We start from the raw sequence: 22,195 nt of genomic DNA on the forward strand, positions 1-22,195 counted from the left end.
AGGAGTGCACATGAAACTTTTTCGTATCCTTGATCCCTTTACCCTGACGCTGATTTGCGTCGTTCTGCTGGCCTCTTTTTTCCCGGCGCGCGGCGGTTTCGTCCCCTTTTTCGAAGGACTTACCACCGCCGCGATTGCGCTGCTCTTTTTTATGCACGGCGCGAAGCTCTCCCGCGAAGCGATTATCGCCGGCGGCAGCCACTGGCGTTTACACCTGTGGGTGATGTGTAGCACCTTCGTGCTCTTTCCGGCGCTCGGCGTGCTGTTTGTCTGGTGGTCGCCGGTCAATATCAGCCAGGAGCTTTACACCGGCTTTCTCTATCTCTGCATTCTGCCCGCTACGGTGCAGTCGGCCATCGCCTTTACCTCACTGGCAGGCGGCAACGTCGCAGCGGCGGTCTGCTCGGCGTCGGCCTCCAGTCTGCTGGGGATCTTCCTGTCGCCGCTGTTAGTTGGCCTGCTGATGAATCTCCATGGCGCGCAGGGCAGCCTTGAGCAGGTGGGTAAAATCATGCTGCAACTGCTGCTGCCGTTTGTGCTCGGTCACCTGTCTCGCCCGTGGACGGCGGGATTTGTCACCAAACATAAAAAGTGGATCTCCAAAACCGACCAGACCTCGATTCTGCTGGTGGTTTATTCAGCCTTCAGTGAAGCGGTGGTAAATGGCATCTGGCACAAAGTGGGCCTCGGCTCGCTGATGTTTATCGTTGCGGCGAGCATCGTTCTGCTGGCGATTGTGATTGCGATAAATATTTTGGTGGCGCTCAAATGCGGCTTTAATAAAGCGGATGAGATTACGATTGTCTTCTGCGGATCGAAAAAGAGCCTCGCCAACGGCATACCGATGGCCAACATTCTCTTCCCGACGTCGGTGATCGGCATGATGGTGCTGCCGCTGATGATTTTCCACCAGATCCAGCTGATGGTGTGCGCCGTGCTGGCCCGCCGTTACAAACGTAAGGCGGAGCAGCACGCCGCGCAGGAAGCGGCGAAAGCTTAAGGCCGCTTGAGGGGCTGAACCAGATGGCTTAGCCCCTCAGTTTTAATCACTAAGGTGATTTGCATTAACTCGCCAAGCCGCCCGGCGGGAAACTGATCCTTACGGGCGAACCAGAGCAGGTACTCCTCCGGCAGATCAATCAGCCGACGCCCCTGGTATTTGCCAAAGGGCATCACCATATTGGCGATCTCTATCAGCTGTTCCTTCTCCATTTACGCTCCCAGCAGACGAATCATTTCATCTTCGTCGATAACCGCAATGCCCAACTCTTGTGCTTTCGCCAGCTTCGAGCCTGCGGCTTCTCCGGCAATCACCAGATCGGTCTTCTTCGATACGCTGCCAGCTACTTTCGCCCCCAACGCCGTTAAGCGCTCTTTGGCTTCGTCACGCGACAGCTGGCTCAGGCTGCCGGTGAGCACCACGGTTTTACCGGCGAACGGGCTGTCGATCTCCTCGGCATTGACCACCAGCGGCGCGGGCCAGTGAATACCCACCTCTTCCGTCAGCTGACGAATCACGTCGCGGTTGCTCTCTTCACTGAAGAAGTTATGCACGTGTTTTGCCACCACCACGCCAACGTCCGGCACTTTTTGCAGCTCATCAACCGAAGCCGCAATCAATGCCTCCAGCGTGCCGAAGTAGGCCGCCAGCCCGGCAGCCGTCGCTTCGCCTACTTCGCGAACGCCAAGTGCATAAAGGAAACGAGCAAAAGTTGTCTCTTTCGCTTTCTCCAGTGCATTGACCACGTTTTGTGCCGACTTTGGCCCCATCCGGTCGAGACCCGTCAGTTTCCCGGCGGTCAGGCGGAAGAGATCCGCAGGGGTATGGACATACTCCTTCTCAACCAGCTGGTCGATAATCTTATCGCCCATACCATCCACATCCATCGCGCGGCGCGAGACGAAGTGCTTGAGTGACTCTTTGCGCTGCGCGCCGCAGATTAAGCCACCGGTGCAGCGGGCAACCGCTTCGCCTTCGACACGCTCAACGTCGGAGCCGCACACCGGGCAGTGTGCCGGGAAGGTCACTTCACGTGTCTCTTCTGGTCGCTCAGAAAGCACCACATTCACCACCTGCGGGATCACATCCCCGGCGCGGCGAATCACCACTTTGTCACCGATCCGTAGCCCAAGTCGATCAATCTCATCGGCATTATGCAGGGTGGCGTTGCTGACCAGCACACCGGCAACGTGTACAGGCTCAAGGCGCGCGACGGGGGTAATCGCCCCGGTGCGCCCTACCTGGAACTCGACATCGCGCACAAACGTCAGCTGCTCCTGGGCCGGGAATTTAAATGCCACCGCCCAGCGCGGCGCACGTGCCACAAAGCCGAGCTGCGCCTGCAGATCGAGCGAGTCGACCTTGATTACCACGCCGTCGATATCAAAGCCGAGCGTCGGGCGGTCCTCTTCCACTTTATGGTAGAAGGCCAGCACCTCTTCCGGCGTGCCGCAGAGGCGAATACGATCGCTGACCGGCAGCCCCCACGCTTTAAACTGCTGCAAACGCGCCAGGTGGCTGTTGGGCAGCTCGCCGCCTTCGAGGATGCCAATCCCGTAGCAGAAGAAGGTGAGCGGACGCTTCGCGGTGATGCGAGGGTCGAGTTGGCGCAGCGAACCGGCGGCGGCATTACGCGGGTTCGCAAACACTTTCCCGCCGGTGCGACGCGCCTCTTCATTAATCTTTTCAAAGCCGGATTGCGGGAGGAAAACTTCACCGCGCACTTCCAGGCGCGCCGGAATGTTCTCCCCGCGCAGTTTCAGCGGAATGGCGCGGATGGTGCGCACGTTAGAGGTGATATCTTCGCCGGTAGTGCCATCGCCGCGTGTGGCGGCGCGCATCAGCACCCCATTTTCATACAGCAGGCTGACCGCCAGGCCGTCGAGCTTCAGCTCACAGCAGTAGATCAGTGCATCGCTGCTCTTTAAGCGATCCTGTACGCGTTTGTTAAATGCCAGAAAACTCTCTTCATCGAAGACGTTATCGAGTGACAGCATCGGCACTTCATGGCGCACCTGCGTAAAGGCAGTCAGCGGCGCGGCACCGACGCGCTGGGTCGGTGAATCTGGCGTAATCAGCTCAGGGTGTTGCGCTTCCAGCTCGCGCAGCTCGCGCATCAGGCGATCGTACTCGGCATCCGGGATCTCCGGCGCGTCCATAACGTGATAGAGATGTTCATGATGGCGAAGGGTAGTTCGCAGTTCTGTCAGTTGTTGTTCAATTGATTCCATATCGCACCATCAATGTAAAAAACCCCCGACGGGCAGGGGTTCTGGAAGGGAATGTGTTGTGACGCACCGTTACGCGTTAGCGTCCTTTACTTCGCGAATACGCGCCTGATATTCACGCAGCTTCTGCGGCGTCATCATCCGACGCTGATCATCCAGCACCACACCGCCGACTTCATCGGCAATATGCTGAGCAGATTGCAGCATCAGCTTGAAGTTCTGCAACTCATCGCCATAGGAGGGCACCTGCATAAAGATAGTGACGCCAGGAGTTGCCATCTCGCCCATGGTTTCGATATCAAATGTGCCAGGGTTGACCATATTGGCCAGGCTAAAGAGCGCTGGACCGCTGCCGTCCGGGCTGAGATGACGATGGAAAATATTCATATCGCCAAATTTGAAACCGGCCTGCAGGATGCTGTTTAGCAGCACCTCGCCATTGAGCGACGCGCCGTGATGGGCTGCGACGTTCATAATAATCACCGTCTCTTTGCGCTGCGGTTTTTCTACCGGCGCTTCCACAACCGGCTCCGGCTCTGGCTGCGGCGCAGGCTCGTGAACCTGAGGCTGCATCTGCGGCTGTTGTGGCGACGGTTGATGATGCTGATGTTGTGGCGGCTGCTGCGGAAAGTGCTGAGGTGCCACCTGAGGTTGGGCAGGCGCGGTCGGCTGAGCAACAGGCTGCGGCTCTACCGCGCGCGGCTCGACAACGGGACGCTCCGGTTGCTGAGGCTGCGAATAGGGTTGCGGCGCGTGGTGCGCGGGCTCGCTCTGCTGAACCGGTGGTGCCGACGGGCGTGGCTGGGCCGACGCGTAAGGCGGCTGGTATTGATGCTGCGCGGCGTGACGCGGATTTTCCTGCTCTACACTGGGCTTCGGTGCGCTGTGGGTTTTATGCACCCGAACTTCACCAACGCCTTCGTCTTCTTCGACGTCCTCGTCGTCAAACTCGTCGTCGTCACGTCGCGATTTCATACGTTTTAGTGGGCGATCGCGGAACATAGAAGAGCGTTCTTTGCGACTGGTCCAGAAACCATGAACCAGTAAAGCAATTATGGCGATCGCGCCAACAATGATTAATATCAGACGCAAATCCTGCATCATTATATTCTCTGTTGTTCTAACACCTTGCCACCACGGCAAACATTTACTCACTAAGAGTATTTGCGCATTAGGCCAAGTGCAAGTAGATGGGAAGCATTCACCGCATAAAGATGAATTAAATCGTACTTTTTGCTGTTTTTTCGAACATTTCCGAACAGGTTTCCCCCGTCCGGTGAATATTATAAGCTTCGGTTTTTCGCATGAGTTTAAAAGGAGTCCAGCCAAATCATGGTTTCATCCTCGCCTGGCGCTGCGCGCAGCGGTCTTTACTACTTTTCTCAAGGCTGGAAACTGGTCACGTTGCCGGGCATTCGCCGCTTCGTGATCCTGCCCCTGCTGGTCAATATCCTGCTGATGGGCGGCGCGTTCTGGTGGCTCTTTACCCGTCTCGATAGCTGGATCCCAATGCTTATGAGCCACGTGCCGGGTTGGCTACAGTGGCTCAGCTATCTATTATGGCCGATTATCGTTATCTCTATTCTGTTGGTGTTCGGCTACTTCTTCTCAACCCTCGCTAACTGGATTGCTGCGCCATTTAATGGCCTGCTGGCTGAACAACTGGAAGCGCGATTAACGGGCGCGACGCCGCCGGACGTCGGCATCTTCGGCCTGATGAAAGATCTGCCACGCATCATGAAACGCGAGTGGCAGAAGTTTGCCTGGTATCTGCCGCGCGCCGCGATTCTGCTTATCCTCTATTTTATCCCCGGTATTGGGCAGACGGTCGCACCGGTGCTCTGGTTCCTGTTTAGCGCCTGGATGCTGGCGATCCAGTATTGTGACTACCCGTTCGACAACCATAAAGTGCCGTTTAAAACCATGCGCTCGGCGTTGCGCGAACGTAAGGTGACCAATATGCAGTTCGGCGCGCTGACCAGCCTCTTCACGCTGATACCGGTGCTCAATCTGGTGGTGATGCCGGTTGCGGTCTGTGGTGCGACAGCCATGTGGGTCGACTGTTATCGCGATAAGCTTGCCAGCTGGCGCTAAGGAACTATTCCTTTTCTTATTCCATACTGATAACCATTATTTCGTCGCAGCATATAGATATGCGAAATCCTTACTTCCGCATCATCGGTAAGTGCGTATGCTGGGTCGGTTCCCAAATTTCATACAGTTAAGGACGGGCTATGAGTAAGATTTATGAAGACAACTCGCTGACCATTGGTCATACGCCGCTGGTTCGACTGAACCGCATCGGTAACGGACGCATTCTGGCGAAGGTCGAGTCGCGCAACCCGAGCTTCAGCATAAAATGCCGTATCGGTGCCAATATGATTTGGGATGCCGAAAAACGTGGTGTGCTGAAACCGGGCGTTGAACTGGTCGAACCGACCAGCGGTAACACCGGGATCGCGCTGGCCTATGTTGCCGCAGCGCGCGGTTACAAGCTGACGCTGACTATGCCAGAAACCATGAGCATTGAGCGCCGCAAGCTGCTGAAAGCGCTTGGCGCAAACCTGGTGCTGACCGAAGGCGCGAAAGGGATGAAAGGCGCGATTCAGAAAGCGGAAGAGATTGTCGCCAGCGATCCGGCAAAATTCCTGCTGCTTCAGCAGTTCAGCAATCCGGCGAACCCGGAGATCCACGAAAAAACCACCGGTCCTGAAATTTGGGAAGATACCGACGGTCAGGTGGATGTCTTTATCTCTGGTGTGGGCACCGGCGGCACGCTGACGGGCGTTACCCGCTTCATTAAAAACACCAAAGGCAAAACTGACCTGATCAGCGTTGCCGTTGAGCCGACCGACTCACCGGTAATCTCGCAGGCGCTGGCGGGCGAAGAGCTGAAGCCGGGCCCGCATAAGATTCAGGGTATCGGTGCCGGTTTTATCCCTGGCAACCTGGATCTAAAGCTGATTGATAAAGTGGTGAAAATTACCAATGAAGAGGCGATCAGCACCGCGCGTCGCCTGATGGAAGAGGAAGGCATCCTGGCCGGTATCTCTTCTGGTGCTGCCGTTGCGGCCGCGCTCAAACTTCAGGAAGATGAGGCCTTTACCAATAAAAATATTGTGGTTATCCTCCCCTCTTCCGGTGAGCGTTACCTCAGTACTGCACTGTTTGCCGATCTCTTTACTGAGAAAGAATTGCAACAGTGATGCCAGATTGTTAAATCAGCGCAAAAAAGCACCCGTCGGGGTGCTTTTTTGTGGCATACATCAAACTTTTATCCCACCTGGCATTGCCGAAAACGGCCTGGTCTGGTATTTAACCATCACATTTATTTTGAAGCGCGAAATTAATCGAAGTCTGATTTCACCTGGCTGAATCGTTTTTATGATTTGGTTCAATTCTGGCTTTGACGGCATAATGTTTAATGACGTAAGCAACGTCAACGACCATCAGCGTATGCACGAGACCGCGCCTTTCTGGCATCTGTACCTTGGCTCGTTACGCCAGCGCTAACTATACAGGCTAAAGTCCTGCCGCCAGGCTAGACTTTAGTTCCACAACACTAAACCTATAAGTTGGGGAAATACAATGTTCCAGCAAGAAGTTACTATTACAGCTCCGAACGGTCTGCACACTCGCCCTGCTGCTCAGTTTGTTAAAGAAGCAAAAGGCTTCACTTCTGAAATCACTGTGACCTCCAACGGCAAAAGCGCCAGCGCAAAAAGCCTGTTCAAACTGCAAACTCTGGGCCTGACTCAGGGCACCGTTGTGACTCTGACCGCTGAAGGCGAAGATGAGCAAAAAGCAGTTGAACATCTGGTTAAACTGATGGCGGAACTCGAGTAAGTTTTTCGCGGGTTTCTTTAAAGATCAGTCACAAGTAAAGGTAGGGTTATGATTTCAGGCATTTTAGCATCCCCGGGTATCGCTTTCGGTAAAGCACTTTTGCTGAAAGAAGATGAGATCGTCATCGACCGGAAGAAGGTTTCTGCCGACAAGGTTGATCAGGAAGTTGAGCGTTTCCTGAGCGGTCGTGCCAAGGCATCGGCGCAACTGGAAGCGATCAAAACGAAAGCAGGTGAAACTTTCGGTGAAGAAAAAGAAGCCATCTTCGAAGGCCACATTATGTTGCTGGAAGATGAGGAGCTGGAGCAGGAAATCATAGCCCTGATTAAAGATAAGAGCATGACTGCCGACGCGGCAGCCCATGAAGTTATCGAAGGTCAGGCAACCGCCCTGGAAGAGCTGGATGACGAATACCTGAAAGAGCGTGCGGCTGACGTGCGTGACATTGGTAAACGCCTGCTGCGCAACATTCTGGGTATGCCGATTATCGATCTCAGTGCCATTCAGGATGAAGTGATTCTGGTTGCAGCCGATCTGACACCGTCCGAAACTGCCCAGCTGAACCTGAAAAAAGTGCTCGGTTTTATCACCGATATTGGCGGTCGTACCTCCCACACCTCGATCATGGCGCGCTCCCTTGAGCTGCCGGCGATTGTGGGCACCGGTAGCGTCACCAGCCAGGTGAAAAACGGCGACTATCTGATCCTCGATGCGGTAAACAACAAAGTTTATGTTAACCCGAGCGACGACGAGATTGACGCACTGCGCGCCGCGCAGGCACAGGTTGCTGAAGAGAAAGCTGAACTGGCGAAGCTGAAAGATCTGCCGGCGATCACCCTTGATGGTCACCAGGTCGAAGTGTGCGCCAACATCGGTACCGTTCGCGATGTCGCGGGCGCAGAGCGCAACGGCGCTGAAGGCGTTGGCCTCTACCGTACCGAATTCCTGTTTATGGATCGCGACGCGCTGCCGACCGAAGAAGAGCAGTTCGACGCCTACAAAGCGGTAGCGGAAGCCTGTGGCTCCCAGGCCGTGATTGTACGTACCATGGACATCGGCGGCGACAAAGAGCTGCCGTACATGAACTTCCCGAAAGAAGAGAACCCGTTCCTCGGCTGGCGTGCCATTCGCATCGCTATGGATCGCAAAGAGATCCTGCGCGATCAGGTTCGCGCTATCCTGCGTGCCTCTGCTTTCGGCAAACTGCGTATTATGTTCCCGATGATCATCTCTGTTGAAGAAGTGCGCGCACTGAAGAAAGAGATTGAGATCTACAAACAGGAACTGCGCGACGAAGGCAAAGCCTTCGACGAATCCATCGAAATTGGCGTGATGGTAGAAACCCCTGCCGCCGCGACGATTGCGCGCCATCTGGCGAAAGAAGTGGACTTCTTTAGTATTGGCACCAACGATTTAACGCAGTACACCCTGGCAGTTGACCGCGGTAATGATATGATTTCACATCTTTACCAGCCGATGTCGCCGTCCGTACTCAACCTGATCAAGCAAGTTATTGATGCTTCTCATGCTGAAGGTAAATGGACCGGCATGTGTGGTGAGCTTGCAGGCGACGAACGTGCTACACTTCTGTTGCTGGGGATGGGTCTGGATGAATTCAGTATGAGTGCCATTTCTATCCCGCGCATTAAGAAGATTATTCGTAACACGAACTTCGAAGATGCGAAGGTGTTAGCAGAGCAGGCTCTTGCTCAACCGACAACGGACGAGTTAATGACGCTGGTTAACAAGTTCATTGAAGAAAAAACAATCTGCTAATCCACGAGATGCGGCCCAAATTACTGCTTAGGAGAAGATCATGGGTTTGTTCGATAAACTGAAATCTCTGGTTTCTGATGATAAGAAAGAGACCGGCGCCATTGAGATCATTGCCCCGCTGTCTGGCGAAATCGTTAACATTGAAGATGTACCGGATGTGGTGTTTGCTGAAAAAATCGTTGGTGATGGCATTGCTATCAAACCGACCGGCAACAAAATGGTCGCTCCGGTTGACGGGACTATCGGCAAAATCTTTGAAACCAACCATGCCTTCTCTATCGAATCCGATAGCGGCATTGAACTCTTCGTTCACTTCGGTATCGATACCGTTGAACTGAAAGGTGAAGGTTTCAAACGCATCGCGGAAGAGGGCCAGCGCGTTAAAGTTGGCGATCCGGTTATCGAATTCGACCTGCCGCTGCTGGAAGAGAAAGCCAAATCCACGCTGACGCCGGTTGTCATCTCTAACATGGATGAGATCAAAGAGCTGATCAAACTCTCTGGTAGCGTAACCGTGGGTGAAACCCCGGTGATCCGCATCAAGAAGTAAGCGCTCTACACTCTAAAAAAATGGCACCGTAAGGTGCCATTTTTGTTTTAGCGCGGCGGTAAAATCAGCTCGTCATACCCCTTTTCCAGCGTATAACCCATCACCTCCACCACCCGCTCGCCCGCAGCCTGCACCGCCATATCCAGCGCTTTGCCCTGAATAATGCCGCTCACCAGTTCGGAGCAGAAGAGATCGCCAGTCCCCTTCAGATCCGTCGCCACGCGTGGATAGCTGCTGATATTAACGCCCTCGGCGGAGACCACCACCACATGAATCTGCCCATCGTTGCGATCCACCGGCGCGCTGGTGATCGCCACCCAGCGCAGTGATGAGGAGAGGAGCCCCTGCGCCGCGGCAATCGCGCTTTGCAGATCGCGGCACGGTTTGCCGCTCAGCACTTCCAGCTCGAAAACATTCGGCGTGATCCCCTGGGCCAGCGGCATCATCACCTCCCGGTAAGCCTCGGGAATTTCAGGTTTCACATAGATGCCGCTGTCGATATCGCCAATCACCGGATCGACCAGAATCAGCAGCTCCGGGTGTTTCTCCCGCAGCGCCGTCAGCCACTTCGCCAGCAGCTTGATCTGGCTGGCGCTACCCATGTAGCCGGTTGTTACCGCCTTCACGCTGCGCAGCACGTCACGCTCTTCCAGCGCCTGCAAATAGCCGCTGAACCACTCATCGGGAATAACGCCGCCATAAAAGGTGTCGTAATGCGGGGTATTGCTGAACAACACCGTGGGCACGGCCAGCACGTTAAGCTGGTGCTGACGAATATTGGGTACGGCAATGCTGTTGCCCACGCTGCCGTAAACTACCTGCGACTGAACCGCAACGATATCGGCCTGCTGCGCCCGGGTTTTATCCCTGAACAGGATCATCTCCATTTTGTCTCCTTGACGGGTTAAATCCCCGCGCCCTGCGAATAACTCTCTTCACCAAACACGCCGGTCGACAGATAGCGATCGCCGCGATCGCAAATGATGGCGACAATTACCGCGCCCGGGTTCGCTTTTGCCACCCGAATCGCACCAGCGACCGCGCCGCCAGAGCTGACGCCGCAGAAGATGCCCTCTTTGACCGCCAGCGCGCGCATGGTATTTTCCGCCTCGCGCTGCTGGATATCCAGCACCTCATCCACCAAATCGGCATTAAAAATGCCTGGCATATAGTCGGCAGGCCAGCGGCGAATACCGGGAATACTGCTCCCCTCTTCCGGCTGAAGGCCAACAATAGTGACCTTTTTCGCCTGCTCGCGCAGGAAACGTGAAACACCAGTGATGGTGCCAGTCGTCCCCATGCTGGAGACAAAGTGGCTGATACGCCCCTGCGTCTGCTGCCAGATTTCCGGGCCGGTGGTGGTGTAATGGGCGTAAGGGTTATCGGGATTATTGAACTGATCGAGCAGTTTGCCGTCGCCACGCGCGGCCATCTCAAGGGCGAGATCGCGCGCCCCCTCCATGCCCTGCTCTTTGCTGACCAGAATCAGCTCGGCACCATAAGCACGCATCGCCGCACGGCGCTCCTGGCTCATGTTGTCGGGCATCAGCAGCTTCATGCGATAGCCCTTCAACGCCGCAATCATCGCCAGCGCAATGCCGGTGTTGCCGCTGGTCGCTTCAATTAACACATCGCCAGGTTTGATTTCGCCGCGCCGTTCCGCCTGCACAATCATCGACAGCGCAGCGCGGTCTTTTACCGAACCGGCAGGATTGTTACCTTCGAGCTTGACCCAAATTTCACTGCCGTTATCCGGGGTCAGGCGCTGTAATTTGACCAGCGGCGTATTGCCAATAGTCTCTTCTAATGTGTTCACGATCGCTGTCCAATAAAAAACCCGGTCCGCATCACGCATACCGGGCTTGTCGGCCGGGTGAGCAACGTGCTACCCGGCAAAAACCACGTTTCCTTAAGCTATCAGGCTGAATGAGCCAGAGCAAGCTCCGCGCCCGGCTCAATACGCTCATCGCCGTTATAGAGCCGCGCGTTCTGTAAGCCAACGAACAGCCGCTCGCCGCGCTGTGGCGGATGCTCATCGCGCATCACCACTGTTAGCGGATCGGGGTTCCAGCCAAGCGGCTGTACCACCAGCTGCGTGTAGTGCCCTTTCGGGCTGGCTTCCAGCACCTGCACCGGCAGCGGCGAATCAAGGCTGGTGCGGCGGCTGACATCCACTTCCCACGGGCGCAGGAAGAGATCAACATCGCCCTGGTAAACCGGCGTATGGCCAAGCGGCCAGTGGTGAGCACCGACGTGAAACTGCCCGCCGCGAATTACCCCTTTCAGGCGATTCACCTCGCCCATAAACTCCAGCACAAAGCGGGTTGCCGGTTCGCGCCACACCTGATCCGGTGCGTCTGCCTGCTCAATATTTCCCTGGCTCATCACCACCACGCGGTCGGCCACTTCCGTCGCCTCTTCCTGATCGTGGGTCACAAAGACGCTGGTAAATTTCAGCTCTTCATGCAGCTGCCGCAGCCAGCGGCGAAGTTCTTTACGCACCTGCGCGTCCAGCGCGCCGAAAGGTTCATCGAGCAGCAGGATTTGCGGCTCAACCGCCAGCGCACGCGCCAGCGCCACACGCTGCTTCTGCCCGCCCGAGAGCTGCGCCGGGTAGCGATCCGCCAGATGCGCAAGTTGCACCATCTCCAGCAATTTGGTCACTTTCGCTTTGATCGCAGCCGCATTCGGCCGCTCGCGGCGCGGCAGCACCGTTAAACCAAAGGCGATATTGTCGAAGACCGACATATGGCGGAACAGCGCATAGTGCTGAAACACGAAGCCGACGCGGCGCTCGCGTGCATGTAACTGGCTGACATCGGTGCCGTGAAAACGGATGCGCCCACTGCTCTGGTGCTCAAGCCCGGCGATAATGCGCAGCAGCGTGGTTTTACCGGAGCCAGAGGGACCCAGCAGCGCCACCATCTGCCCGGACGGGATATCCAGAGAGATATCATTCAGCACCTGGGTGCGACCAAACGACTTCTTAATATTCGCAATCTCAATGCTCATGATTTCCCTCCTCGTGCAGGCGTTTTTCCTGATTGTTCAAACGCCACTGCACCGCACTCTTCAAAAACAGTGTCAAAATCGCCATTAAGGTCAGCAGGGCCGCGGCGGTAAAGGCACCGACGGTATTGTAATCCTGCTCCAGTAACTCAATTTGCAGCGGCAGCGACAGGGTTTCACCGCGAATCGAGCCGGACACCACCGACACCGCGCCAAACTCGCCAATCGCTCGCGCGTTAGTCAGCACTACGCCGTAAAGCAGCGCCCAGCGGATATTAGGCAGCGTGACGCGGCGGAACATCTGCCAGCCGGAGGCACCCAGCAGGATCGCGGCTTCATCCTCCTGGCTCCCCTGGCTGAGCATCACCGGCACCAGCTCACGCACCACAAACGGGCAGGTGACGAAAACGGTAACCAGCACCATGCCGGGCCACGAAAACATGATTTGCAGATTATGTTCATCCAGCCAGCCGCCAAGCGGGCCGTTGGTGCCATAAAAGAGCAGATAGATTAGGCCTGCGACCACCGGCGAGACCGCAAACGGAATATCAAGCAGGGTCAGCAGCAGCTGGCGGCCAGGGAAGTTAAAGCGCGTCACCAGCCAGGCGAGCAGCGTGCCGAACACCAGGTTGACTGGCACCGAGATAAGCGCAATCAGCACCGTCAGCCAGATGGCGTGCAGCATGTCGGCATCGGCGAGGTTTTGCAGCACCGGGGCCAGCCCTTTGCTGAAGGCCTGTACGAAGATGTAGATCATCGGCACCAGCAGAATAAAGGCTGAGAGCACAATACCGGTGCCGATTAAAAACCATTTCCCCCAGTTCACCCGGGGCTTGTCATAGCGTTTCAATGCACTTATTTCCGCCATTAGTGACCTACCACACGCTGACCAAAGCGACTTTGCAAGGTATTGATGGAGAAGAGCAGCAGCAGCGAAGCGGCCAGGATCACCGAGGCAATCGCACTCGCCGCCGGGTAGTCAAACTCCTGCAAACGCACGAAGATCATCAGCGAGGTCACTTCCGTCTTCCAGGCGATATTGCCGGCGATAAAAATCACCGCGCCAAACTCACCGAGGCTGCGGGTAAAAGAGAGCGCCACACCTGCCATCAGCGCGGGCGACAACTCCGGCAGCACCACTTTACGAAAGCTCTGCCAGCGCGTAGCGCCAAGGGTTTCCGCCGCCTCTTCGTACTCCGGGCCGAGTTCTTCCAGCACCGGCTGTACCGTGCGTACCACAAACGGGATGCTGGTAAAGGCCATGGCTACCGCAATGCCGAGCCAGGTGTAGGTCACTTTGATATCCAGCGCCGCCAGCCACTCACCGTAAAAGCCATTCACCGAGAAGAGCGACGCCAGCGTTAAACCCGCGACCGCCGTCGGCAGCGCAAACGGCAGATCCATCAATGCGTCGAGCAGCGTGCGTCCCGGAAAACGGTAGCGGGTCAGGATCCACGCCATCAACATGCCGAAGACGCCGTTGAAGATTGAGGCGACAAACGCCGCCAGCAGCGTCACTTTATAGGCGGCCACCACCTGCGGGTTGGTGACCACTTCCCAGTACTGTTCCCAGCTCATCTGCGACAGCTGCATCACCAGCGCGCTCAGGGGTAATAACAGAATCAGACAGACAAAAAAGAGGCTGCTGCCGAGGCTTAAACCAAAGCCCGGCAGCACGCGTTTCGATCCAGACAACATCACTTACGCCCCGCCGCCAGCAACTTATCCAGCTCACCGCCGCTGGCAAAATGGGTTTTCATCACTTCCGGCCAGGAGCCAAACTTATCCTCCACGCGGAACAGCGCGGTCTGCGGGAACTTATCACCCAGCTTTTTCATCACTTCCGGGTTATTCACGCGGTAGTAGTAATCGGTGATAATGGTCTGCGCCTGCGGCGTGTAGAGCCAGTTGAGATAGGCTTTCGCCGCCTTCTCCGTGCCGTTGGCTTTCACGTTTTTATCCACCCACGCCACCGGGAACTCGGCGAGGATATTGATCTTCGGCACCACCACTTCAAAGCCCTGCGCTTCATACTGTTTGCGGATGTTGTTCACTTCCGACTCAAAGGTGATCAGCACATCGCCGAGGCCGCGTTCAACGAAGGTAGTGGTCGCGCCGCGGCCGCCGGTGTCGAATACCTCAACGTTTTTCAGAAATTGGGTCATAAACTGCGTAGTTTTGGCTTTATCACCGCCGTCAGCCTGATCGGCTGCGCCCCAGGCCGCCAGGTAGGTATAACGAGCGTTGCCGGAAGTTTTTGGATTCGGGAAGATCAGCTTCACGTCAGAACGCACAAGATCGTTCCAGTCGTGGATATTCTTCGGGTTGCCCTTGCGCACAAGGAACGCCATCGTCGAGTAGAACGGCGAGCTGTTATTCGGTAAGCGGCTCTGCCAGTTGGCTGGAATCAGCTTGCCTTTGTCGTGCAGGATCTGCACATCCGTCACCTGGTTGTAGGTGACCACGTCGGCTTTCAGCCCCTGCAAAATCGCCAGCGCCTGTTTCGACGAACCGGCATGGGATTGCTTGATGGTCAGCTTGTCGCCGCCATTCTCCTGCGCCCACTGCTGCTCAAAAGGCGGGTTTAATGCCGCAAACAGCTCGCGCGAGACATCATACGAGCTGTTGAGCAGTTCCGTTGCCTGTGCCTGCGCGCTCAACAGCGTCAGCGCTGCCAGCGTTAGATATCCTTTTTTCAGTATGTTAACGGCCATTGCGCACCCTTATAAGCTGATCACTCGACGATGTTCAGTTTATTTATAACGGGAGTGAAAGCAGTAACGGTTTTATATACCAATTGGTGATTTGGAATCAGAAAAGAGTATAAGCAGAAAGGGGTATAAGCCGGGTGGCCCCGGCCTGATATGACGCGGTTTGTTACAGGGCAAAGAGCCTGTCGAGGGCAGGCGCGAAGTAGTAACCACCGGTGACCGGGCGGGTAAAACGCAGCATGGCGTCGCGCTTGCCATCGCGTTCGCCGAACATGCTCAGTAGCTGCTGCTCAATGTTGTAGAGCCGCGCGCTGTAGGTGCAGAAATAGAGGCCGTGGGTGCCGCTGGCGGTGCCATACGGCAGACTCTGGCGCACGATCTTCAGCCCCTTGCCCGCCTCTTTCAGATCGACACGCGAAAGATGGGACGTTACCGGGCGCACATCAGCGTCAATCTCTTCGTTATCCGCTTTGGTGCGCCCGATCATCATCTCCTGATCGCCGACGCTCATGCGATTAAGCTGCTTCAGGTTGTGCTCCCAGCGCTGCACCATCACGTAGCTGCCGCCCGCGTCGATGCCATCCTGAATAATCGCCACGTCACGGCGTTTCTCTTCGCCAGCCGGGTTCTCGGTACCGTCGACAAAACCGCTGAGATCGCGATCTTCCACCCAGCGGAAACCGTGCGTCTCCTCGTTCACCTCCAGCGCATCGCCAAAGGCAGCCAGCGCCGCCTGGGCGACTGAGAAGTTCACATCGTGACGCAGGGAGAGAATATGGATCAGCACATCGTGCTGAGTAGCGGGCGCAAGGCCTTTGCCATAGGCGGGGAAATCTTTCAGCTCTTCAGCGCCCTGCCCATCGCTCAGTTCACGCCAGACGCGGGCACCAAACGCCACCACCGCGCCGAGCGCCGCGTCGGGGAACTGCAACTGGAAGTTTGCGAGCTTATCGGCAAACGCACGGCTGCCGGCGCGCAGCGCATCGGCATCCCCTTTTACACTGGCCTCAAGCCAAATTGCCGCACGGCAATGTTCCGGCAAAATGCCGCTTTGAACCTGGGACATCACATCTCCTGAAAACTGACCACAAAAACGATGCGGTATTGTACCTGTTTTTGGGTCAGTATCAGACTATTCTGATGCGATTAGCGACGCCAGATGATCTTGCTCACTTTCCAGCTTTTCAGGGTGTCATCCGATGGCATTAAGCCATCCGGGCCGCTCCAGCTGCCGCTGAAGAGATAGCTGATGTGCTGGCTATCGGGTGCTTTACACTCGATGCCGGAGATATCGGCGTCAGAGGCTTTCACGCAGTTGCCGAATGCTTTGTCATAGAGCGTGTTGAACGGCGCGCCGATTTTAACCCCTTTCGCGGTGGCAATGTCGGGATCGGTAACATCAATCCGGCTGACGACGCCGTTTTCACCGTTGACCACCAGCGCCAACTGCTTCTCTTTCAGCGCTTCGAAATAGCGAACGATGGTGCCTTTCTCAGTTTTCATGCCGCTGCGCAGGTGGTAATCGCCGCCTAACGCGTCGCCAATCGCCTGTTCATTGAGCGGCGTACTGGCAGTCAGGCCGCCAACGCCCTGCTCGCTGACTTCGGGGGAGGAACCAAACCAGTTCCAGGGATACGCGGCAGACCAGTTGACGGAGGCGAAAGTCGAGCAGCCGGTTAACGCCAGCGGCAGCGCGATAAAAAACATACGCAGGGGTTTCATGCACAATTCCTTATATTGACCAAACGCCTGTTGGAGTGCCGAAAGTGAAAAAAGTGCCCTCATCGCAGCGAAAGGTCAGTTTCAGTACTCTTCATCTTCAATCAGGCGCTTGCCAAGATTAACGCTGTCGGTGTGTTCATACCCCAGGCGCTCATACATGCCGATCACCATCTCGTTATCGTCGCGCACCATCAGGTTGATCTTCGGGCAACCGCGGGCAATCAACTTCTTCTCCAGCCGGCTGAGCAGCGCATTGGCGATGCCGCGACCGCGGAACTCCGGGTGAACGCCCAGGTAGTACGCCGAACCGCGATGGCCGTCATAACCGCCCATTACCGTTCCCACCACTTCGCCGCCCACCTCTGCCACCAGGAAAAGGCTTACGTCATGATTGACCTTACGCTCAATGTCCATCTCCGGATCGTTCCACGGGCGCAGCAGTTCACAGCGCTCCCACAGCGTGATCACTTCTTCAAAATCTTCCTGCCGGAAAACACGTATCTCCATGATGTCCCCCATCTTTTTCTGCTGTGTAAACGGTGATTATGGCCCGTGGCACGCACTTAGCCAATATCCAGCATCATTGCCGCTGAAAAATGGCATAATGTCACTCTGTCACGTATTGAAATGAAAAGTAAAACAATAGTTCTTACGGACTGTCGTCACAGCAAACACGATACGCTATAACACCTGCCACCACGGATAACCCATTTCAGGCTATGAGCACCTTTAAACCATTAAAAACACTCACCTCGCGTCGCCAGATCCTGAAAGCAGGCCTGGCCGCATTAACCTTGTCAGGTATGTCTCGTGCTATCGCTAAGGATGAGACACCGCTTAAAACCAGCAACAGCCACAGCAAACCTAAAGCGAAAAAAGCAGGCGCAAAGCGCATCGTGATGCTTGATCCCGGTCACGGCGGGATTGATACCGGCGCGATTGGCCACAACGGCTCGAAAGAGAAGCATGTGGTGCTGGCGATTGCCAAAAACGTCCGGGCGCAGTTGCGCGCGCGCGGCATTGATGCCCGCCTGACGCGCACCAGCGATAAGTTCATCCCCCTTTACGACCGCGTCGAGATTGCCCATCAACATGGCGCAGATCTCTTTATGTCGATTCACGCCGATGGCTTTACCAACCCGAATGCCGCGGGCGCGTCGGTATTTGCCCTCTCCAATCGCGGGGCAAGTAGCGCGATGGCGAAGTATCTCTCCGATAAAGAGAACGCCGTGGATGAACTGGCGGGCAAAAAAGCGCGGGATAAGGATCATCTGCTCCAGCAGGTGCTGTTTGATTTGGTGCAGACGGATACCATCAAAAACAGCCTGACGCTCGGCTCGCATATCATTAAACAGATCAAGCCGGTGCACCGCCTGCACAGCCGCAATACCGAGCAGGCGGCGTTTGTGGTGCTAAAATCTCCGTCTATTCCATCGGTGCTGGTTGAGACCTCGTTTATTACCAACCCGGCAGAGGAGAAGCTGCTCGGCACCGCCGCATTTCGCCAGAAGATCGCCACCGCCATCACCGATGGTGTCATGAGCTACTTTAGCTGGTTCGATAATCACAAAGCCCATACGAAGAGGCGCTGATGAGCACTCCTGATGTAGACCCGGTAAAAAACGCCCTGCTCGCCCTGCAGGACGCTATCTGCGCGAAGCTGGCGGCAATCGACGGCGGCACTTTTATTGAAGATGCCTGGCAGCGTGAAGCGGGCGGCGGTGGACGCAGCCGCGTGCTGCGCGACGGCAGCGTGTTTGAACAGGCGGGAGTGAACTTCTCCCATGTTCACGGCGATGCGATGCCCGCCTCCGCCACCGCACATCGCCCGGAGCTGGCGGGGCGCAGTTTCGAAGCGATGGGGGTCTCGCTGGTGGTGCACCCGCGCAACCCCTATGTGCCGACCAGCCACGCCAACGTGCGCTTTTTTATCGCCCAGAAGCCGGATGCCGATCCGGTGTGGTGGTTCGGCGGCGGTTTCGATATGACGCCCTACTACGGCTTCGAAGAGGATGCCATACACTGGCACCGCACCGCTCGCGATCTCTGCCAGCCCTTCGGCGAAGAGGTCTACCCGCGTTATAAAAAGTGGTGCGATGACTACTTCTATCTCAAGCATCGCGACGAGCAGCGCGGCGTCGGCGGGCTCTTTTTTGACGATCTTAACACGCCGGATTTTGACCACTGTTTCGACTTTATGCGCGCGGTGGGCGAAGGCTATACCGACGCCTACCTGCCGATTGTCGAACGGCGTAAAAACACGCCGTGGGGCGAGCGCGAGCGCGATTTCCAGCTCTACCGCCGCGGGCGCTACGTGGAGTTTAATCTGGTATGGGATCGCGGGACGCTGTTCGGCCTGCAAACCGGCGGGCGCACCGAGTCGATTTTGATGTCGATGCCGCCGCTGGTGCGCTGGGAATACAATTACCAGCCCGCCGAAGGCAGCCCCGAAGCAGCGCTCAGCGAATTTATAAAAGTTCGCGATTGGGTGTGACGTTGACGTTGTAGGCCGGATTAGGCGCAGCCGCCATCCGGCAATCGGGTTACCACAGTGGAATGGTTCCGTTCACCATGCGTTCGGGAGTTTCATTAATCTCTTATGCGGTGAACGGGACAAGGGAAGCGGCCGCGCTCCCCTTGTCAATCCCCGCGGCCCCGCGAGGAAATCGGTGCTTCGCACTGCGCTCACCTCCCGCGTGCCTGACTGCGGCCGGCTCGACTCGACATCCTGTCTCGGTTCGCCTCTGTCCGCCATCCATGGCGTCCAGACCTTGTCATTCACGCTTCGGTTCGCCGATTTCAGCGGGGACACAACACCCTCGCTGTGAGACCTGAGGTAAAGGAAAGTCGGAGTTGCTGGAACCGCGTAGGCCGGATAAGCGTTTACGCGCCATCCGGCATTATGTGAGCGGCATTGATTGCCGGATGGCGCTAACGCTTATCCGGCCTACCAAACCCATACTGCTGAAGCTTACAACGGCGCGGTCTGCGCCTCGACCACCGCTAACGCCACCATATTGACGATTCGCCGCACGGAGGCAATCGGCGTCAACACATGTACCGGCTTCGCCACGCCCATCAACACCGGCCCGACGGTCACCCCTTCGGCGCTGGAGACGCGCAGCAGGTTATAGCTGATTCGCGCGGCTTCGACGTTCGGCATAATCAGGATATTCGCCGTCCCCTTCAGCGGGCTGTCGGGCATTCTGTCCTGACGAATCGACTCATCCAGCGCCGCATCGCCGTGCATCTCGCCGTCAATCATCAACTCCGGCGCGCGCTCGCGCACCAGCGCTAAGGTCTCACGCATCTTCACCGCCGCTGGCGCATTGGATGAGCCGTACTGGGAGTGTGAAAGCAGGGCCACGCGCGGTTCAATGCCGAAACGGCGCACCGTCTCCGCCGCCAGCAGGGTGATCTCTGCCAGCTGATCGGCGCTCGGATCTTCGTTCACGTAGGTGTCGGCGATAAAGGTGTTGCCGCTTGGCAGCAGCAGCGCATTCATCGCGCCTGCGGCATGTACGCTCTCGCGATAACCAAAGATGTCGCGCACCACGCTGAAGTGCTCATGGTATTCGCCAATGGTGCCGCAGATCATCGCATCCGCTTCACCGCGATGGACCATGATGGCGCCAATCACCGTGGTGTTAGCAATTACCGCGCGCTGCGCCTGCTCCTGGGTTACGCCACGGCGCTTCATGATGTTGAAGTACTCCGTCCAGTACTCTTTAAAGCGCGGGTCGGACTCGTTATTCACAATCTCGAAATCTGCCCCGGCGCGAATTTGCAGCCCCAGCTTCTGAATGCGCATCTCAATCACGCTCGGACGACCAATCAGGATCGGCTTTGCCAGCCCCAGCGTCACCAGCTCCTGGGTAGCATGCAGTACGCGCGGCTCCTCCCCTTCCGTCAGCACTACGCGTTTTGGCGCGCTGCGGGCCTGGGAGAAGATCGGCTTCATAAACAGGTTCGTTTTGTAGACAAATTCGGCGAGCTTATCGACATAGGCGTCGAAATCGCTAATCGGTCGCGTCGCCACGCCGGACTCCATCGCCGCTTTTGCCACCGCCGGCGCGATTTTGACAATCAAACGCGGGTCGAAGGGTTTCGGGATCAGGTAATCAGGCCCAAAGCTGAGATCCTGATCGCCATAGGCCGAGGCCACCACTTCGCTCTGTTCAGCGTGCGCCAGCTCGGCAATGGCATGCACCGCCGCCAGCTTCATCTCTTCGTTGATCGCCGTTGCGCCAACATCGAGCGCGCCACGGAAGATAAAGGGGAAGCAGAGCACGTTGTTGACCTGGTTGGGATAGTCCGAACGGCCGGTGCAGATGATCGCATCCGGGCGCACTGATTTTGCCAGATCCGGCAGGATCTCCGGCTCCGGGTTCGCCAGCGCCAGGATCAGCGGCTGGCGCGCCATCTCTTTCACCATCTCTGGGGTCAGCACTTTTGGCCCGGAGCAGCCGAGGAAGATATCCGCACCGGCCACCACTTCCGCCAGCGTACGTTTGCCGTTGTCCTCCACCGCATAGGCAGCTTTGGTCTCTGCCATGTTTGGCTCACGGTCTTTGTAGATCACCCCTTTCGAGTCGCAGACCACAATGTTGTGTTTCTGCATCCCGAGCACCACCAGCAGGTTCATACAGGCGATGGCTGCCGCACCCGCGCCAGAAACCACCATGCGCACGTCAGAGAGGTTCTTCTCTACCACCCGAAGACCGTTGAGAATGGCGGCGGTGCTGATAATTGCCGTGCCGTGCTGATCGTCATGGAACACCGGAATGTTCATGCGCTCACGCAGTTTCGCCTCAATGTAGAAGCACTCCGGCGCTTTAATATCTTCCAGATTAATGCCGCCGAAGGTTGGCTCCAGCGCGGCAACCACGTCGATCAGTTTGTCGGGATCCTGCTCGTCAACTTCGATATCGAATACATCAATACCGGCGAATTTCTTAAACAGAACACCTTTGCCCTCCATCACCGGCTTCCCGGCGAGCGCGCCGATATTACCAAGGCCGAGCACCGCGGTGCCGTTGGAGATAACGGCCACCAGATTGCCGCGCGCAGTGTATTTGTAGGCTGCCAGCGGGTCTTTCTCAATTTCCAGACAGGGTGCGGCCACACCGGGCGAGTACGCCAGCGCCAGGTCGCGCTGCGTCGCCAGCGGTTTGGTAGGGGAGACCTGAATCTTACCCGGGCGGGGAAACTCGTGAAAATCGAGGGCACTCTGTTTTAATTGGTCGTCCATTAGATGTTCCTTTCACGTTGCTTTCAGCGTCAAGAGTGTTAACGCGTGATGACACTCCAATGCACCGACCAGTATGGCCTTTGTCGGCAGCATAAACTTTGA

21 protein-coding genes are annotated in these 22,195 nt (G+C 56.5%); 8 read left to right on the forward strand and 13 right to left on the reverse strand.

The annotated features are described in order from the left end of the window. Positions 1 to 10: 10 nt before the first annotated feature. On the forward strand, positions 11 to 1,000 hold the full coding sequence (locus HF650_RS17060; RefSeq protein WP_187799631.1) for a bile acid:sodium symporter family protein: 990 nt from the start codon (positions 11 to 13) through the stop codon (positions 998 to 1,000). On the opposite strand, the gene HF650_RS17065 is transcribed toward HF650_RS17060, so the two are convergent. The 3 genes from HF650_RS17065 to zipA form a co-directional block, all read right to left on the reverse strand. Continuing rightward, a complete protein-coding gene (locus tag HF650_RS17065; RefSeq protein WP_023478979.1) occupies positions 997 to 1,212 on the reverse strand; it encodes a DUF3820 family protein in 216 nt (71 codons plus the stop codon). The two genes, HF650_RS17060 and HF650_RS17065, sit on opposite strands and share 4 nt — an antisense overlap. Beyond that, positions 1,213 to 3,231, reverse strand: coding sequence for an NAD-dependent DNA ligase LigA (gene ligA / locus HF650_RS17070; protein WP_187799632.1), 2,019 nt, complete (start codon positions 3,229 to 3,231; stop codon positions 1,213 to 1,215). It abuts the gene before it with no gap. 69 nt (positions 3,232 to 3,300) lie between these two features. Continuing rightward, positions 3,301 to 4,332: a cell division protein ZipA gene (gene zipA, locus HF650_RS17075; protein ID WP_223284193.1), complete on the reverse strand. Its 1,032-nt coding sequence runs from the start codon at positions 4,330 to 4,332 to the stop codon at positions 3,301 to 3,303. A 228-nt stretch (positions 4,333 to 4,560) separates the two neighbouring features. Between zipA and cysZ the strand changes: the two genes are divergently transcribed. The 5 genes from cysZ (at position 4,561) to crr (ending at position 9,400) form a co-directional block, all read left to right on the forward strand. Further along, positions 4,561 to 5,322 carry a sulfate transporter CysZ gene (gene cysZ / locus HF650_RS17080; protein WP_187799634.1) on the forward strand — a complete coding sequence of 254 codons (762 nt, stop codon included), beginning with the start codon at positions 4,561 to 4,563 and terminating at the stop codon, positions 5,320 to 5,322. Between the two features lie 140 nt (positions 5,323 to 5,462). Further along, positions 5,463 to 6,434: a cysteine synthase A gene (gene cysK, locus HF650_RS17085; RefSeq protein ID WP_124967647.1), complete on the forward strand. Its 972-nt coding sequence runs from the start codon at positions 5,463 to 5,465 to the stop codon at positions 6,432 to 6,434. Positions 6,435 to 6,816: 382 nt separating this feature from the next. Further along, positions 6,817 to 7,074, forward strand: a complete 258-nt coding sequence (ptsH, locus tag HF650_RS17090; protein ID WP_039079738.1) for a phosphocarrier protein Hpr — start codon at positions 6,817 to 6,819, stop codon at positions 7,072 to 7,074. 48 nt (positions 7,075 to 7,122) lie between these two features. Then, complete coding sequence (ptsI, locus tag HF650_RS17095) at positions 7,123 to 8,850, forward strand: phosphoenolpyruvate-protein phosphotransferase PtsI (protein ID WP_187799635.1); 1,728 nt, start codon at positions 7,123 to 7,125, stop codon at positions 8,848 to 8,850. 40 nt (positions 8,851 to 8,890) lie between these two features. Then, a complete protein-coding gene (gene crr, locus HF650_RS17100) occupies positions 8,891 to 9,400 on the forward strand; it encodes a PTS glucose transporter subunit IIA (protein WP_023478954.1) in 510 nt (169 codons plus the stop codon). Positions 9,401 to 9,447: 47 nt separating this feature from the next. Here the strand turns inward: crr and pdxK are convergent, their stop codons facing one another. The 9 genes from pdxK to HF650_RS17145 all read right to left on the reverse strand — a co-directional run bounded on the left by pdxK (position 9,448) and on the right by HF650_RS17145 (position 17,349). Continuing rightward, on the reverse strand, positions 9,448 to 10,287 hold the full coding sequence (gene pdxK, locus HF650_RS17105; protein ID WP_187799636.1) for a pyridoxine/pyridoxal/pyridoxamine kinase: 840 nt from the start codon (positions 10,285 to 10,287) through the stop codon (positions 9,448 to 9,450). Between the two features lie 17 nt (positions 10,288 to 10,304). Further along, on the reverse strand, positions 10,305 to 11,216 hold the full coding sequence (gene cysM, locus HF650_RS17110; protein ID WP_023478965.1) for a cysteine synthase CysM: 912 nt from the start codon (positions 11,214 to 11,216) through the stop codon (positions 10,305 to 10,307). 101 nt (positions 11,217 to 11,317) lie between these two features. Next, a complete protein-coding gene (gene cysA, locus HF650_RS17115; RefSeq protein WP_187799637.1) occupies positions 11,318 to 12,412 on the reverse strand; it encodes a sulfate/thiosulfate ABC transporter ATP-binding protein CysA in 1,095 nt (364 codons plus the stop codon). Beyond that, positions 12,402 to 13,277, reverse strand: a complete 876-nt coding sequence (cysW, locus tag HF650_RS17120; protein WP_187799638.1) for a sulfate/thiosulfate ABC transporter permease CysW — start codon at positions 13,275 to 13,277, stop codon at positions 12,402 to 12,404. The genes cysA and cysW overlap by 11 nt, the downstream gene beginning before the upstream one ends. Continuing rightward, complete coding sequence (gene cysT, locus HF650_RS17125) at positions 13,277 to 14,107, reverse strand: sulfate/thiosulfate ABC transporter permease CysT (protein ID WP_023478964.1); 831 nt, start codon at positions 14,105 to 14,107, stop codon at positions 13,277 to 13,279. The genes cysW and cysT overlap by 1 nt, the downstream gene beginning before the upstream one ends. Beyond that, positions 14,107 to 15,123 (reverse strand): sulfate ABC transporter substrate-binding protein, encoded by a 1,017-nt coding sequence (locus HF650_RS17130; RefSeq protein ID WP_187799639.1) that lies wholly within the window; start codon positions 15,121 to 15,123, stop codon positions 14,107 to 14,109. Before HF650_RS17130 ends, cysT begins: the two co-directional genes overlap by 1 nt. Before the next feature lie 163 nt (positions 15,124 to 15,286). Then, entirely contained in the window at positions 15,287 to 16,186 is a 900-nt protein-coding gene (locus HF650_RS17135) for a Dyp-type peroxidase (RefSeq protein ID WP_187799640.1), read from the reverse strand. 80 nt (positions 16,187 to 16,266) lie between these two features. Beyond that, on the reverse strand, positions 16,267 to 16,842 hold the full coding sequence (locus tag HF650_RS17140) for an RpoE-regulated lipoprotein (RefSeq protein WP_187799641.1): 576 nt from the start codon (positions 16,840 to 16,842) through the stop codon (positions 16,267 to 16,269). 81 nt (positions 16,843 to 16,923) lie between these two features. Next, positions 16,924 to 17,349 carry a GNAT family acetyltransferase gene (locus HF650_RS17145; RefSeq protein ID WP_042718790.1) on the reverse strand — a complete coding sequence of 142 codons (426 nt, stop codon included), beginning with the start codon at positions 17,347 to 17,349 and terminating at the stop codon, positions 16,924 to 16,926. A 212-nt stretch (positions 17,350 to 17,561) separates the two neighbouring features. On the opposite strand from HF650_RS17145, the gene amiA reads away from it, so the two are divergent. Together amiA and hemF are read left to right on the forward strand one after the other, a co-directional pair. Further along, entirely contained in the window at positions 17,562 to 18,434 is an 873-nt protein-coding gene (gene amiA / locus HF650_RS17150; RefSeq protein WP_034812345.1) for an N-acetylmuramoyl-L-alanine amidase AmiA, read from the forward strand. Beyond that, positions 18,434 to 19,336 (forward strand): oxygen-dependent coproporphyrinogen oxidase, encoded by a 903-nt coding sequence (gene hemF / locus HF650_RS17155; protein ID WP_187799642.1) that lies wholly within the window; start codon positions 18,434 to 18,436, stop codon positions 19,334 to 19,336. Before amiA ends, hemF begins: the two co-directional genes overlap by 1 nt. Before the next feature lie 477 nt (positions 19,337 to 19,813). On the opposite strand, the gene maeB is transcribed toward hemF, so the two are convergent. Continuing rightward, complete coding sequence (gene maeB / locus HF650_RS17160; RefSeq protein ID WP_187799643.1) at positions 19,814 to 22,093, reverse strand: NADP-dependent oxaloacetate-decarboxylating malate dehydrogenase; 2,280 nt, start codon at positions 22,091 to 22,093, stop codon at positions 19,814 to 19,816. Positions 22,094 to 22,195 lie beyond the last annotated feature (102 nt).

The sequence above is a fragment of the Kosakonia sp. SMBL-WEM22 genome (assembly GCF_014490785.1).
Taxonomy (GTDB): domain Bacteria; phylum Pseudomonadota; class Gammaproteobacteria; order Enterobacterales; family Enterobacteriaceae; genus Kosakonia.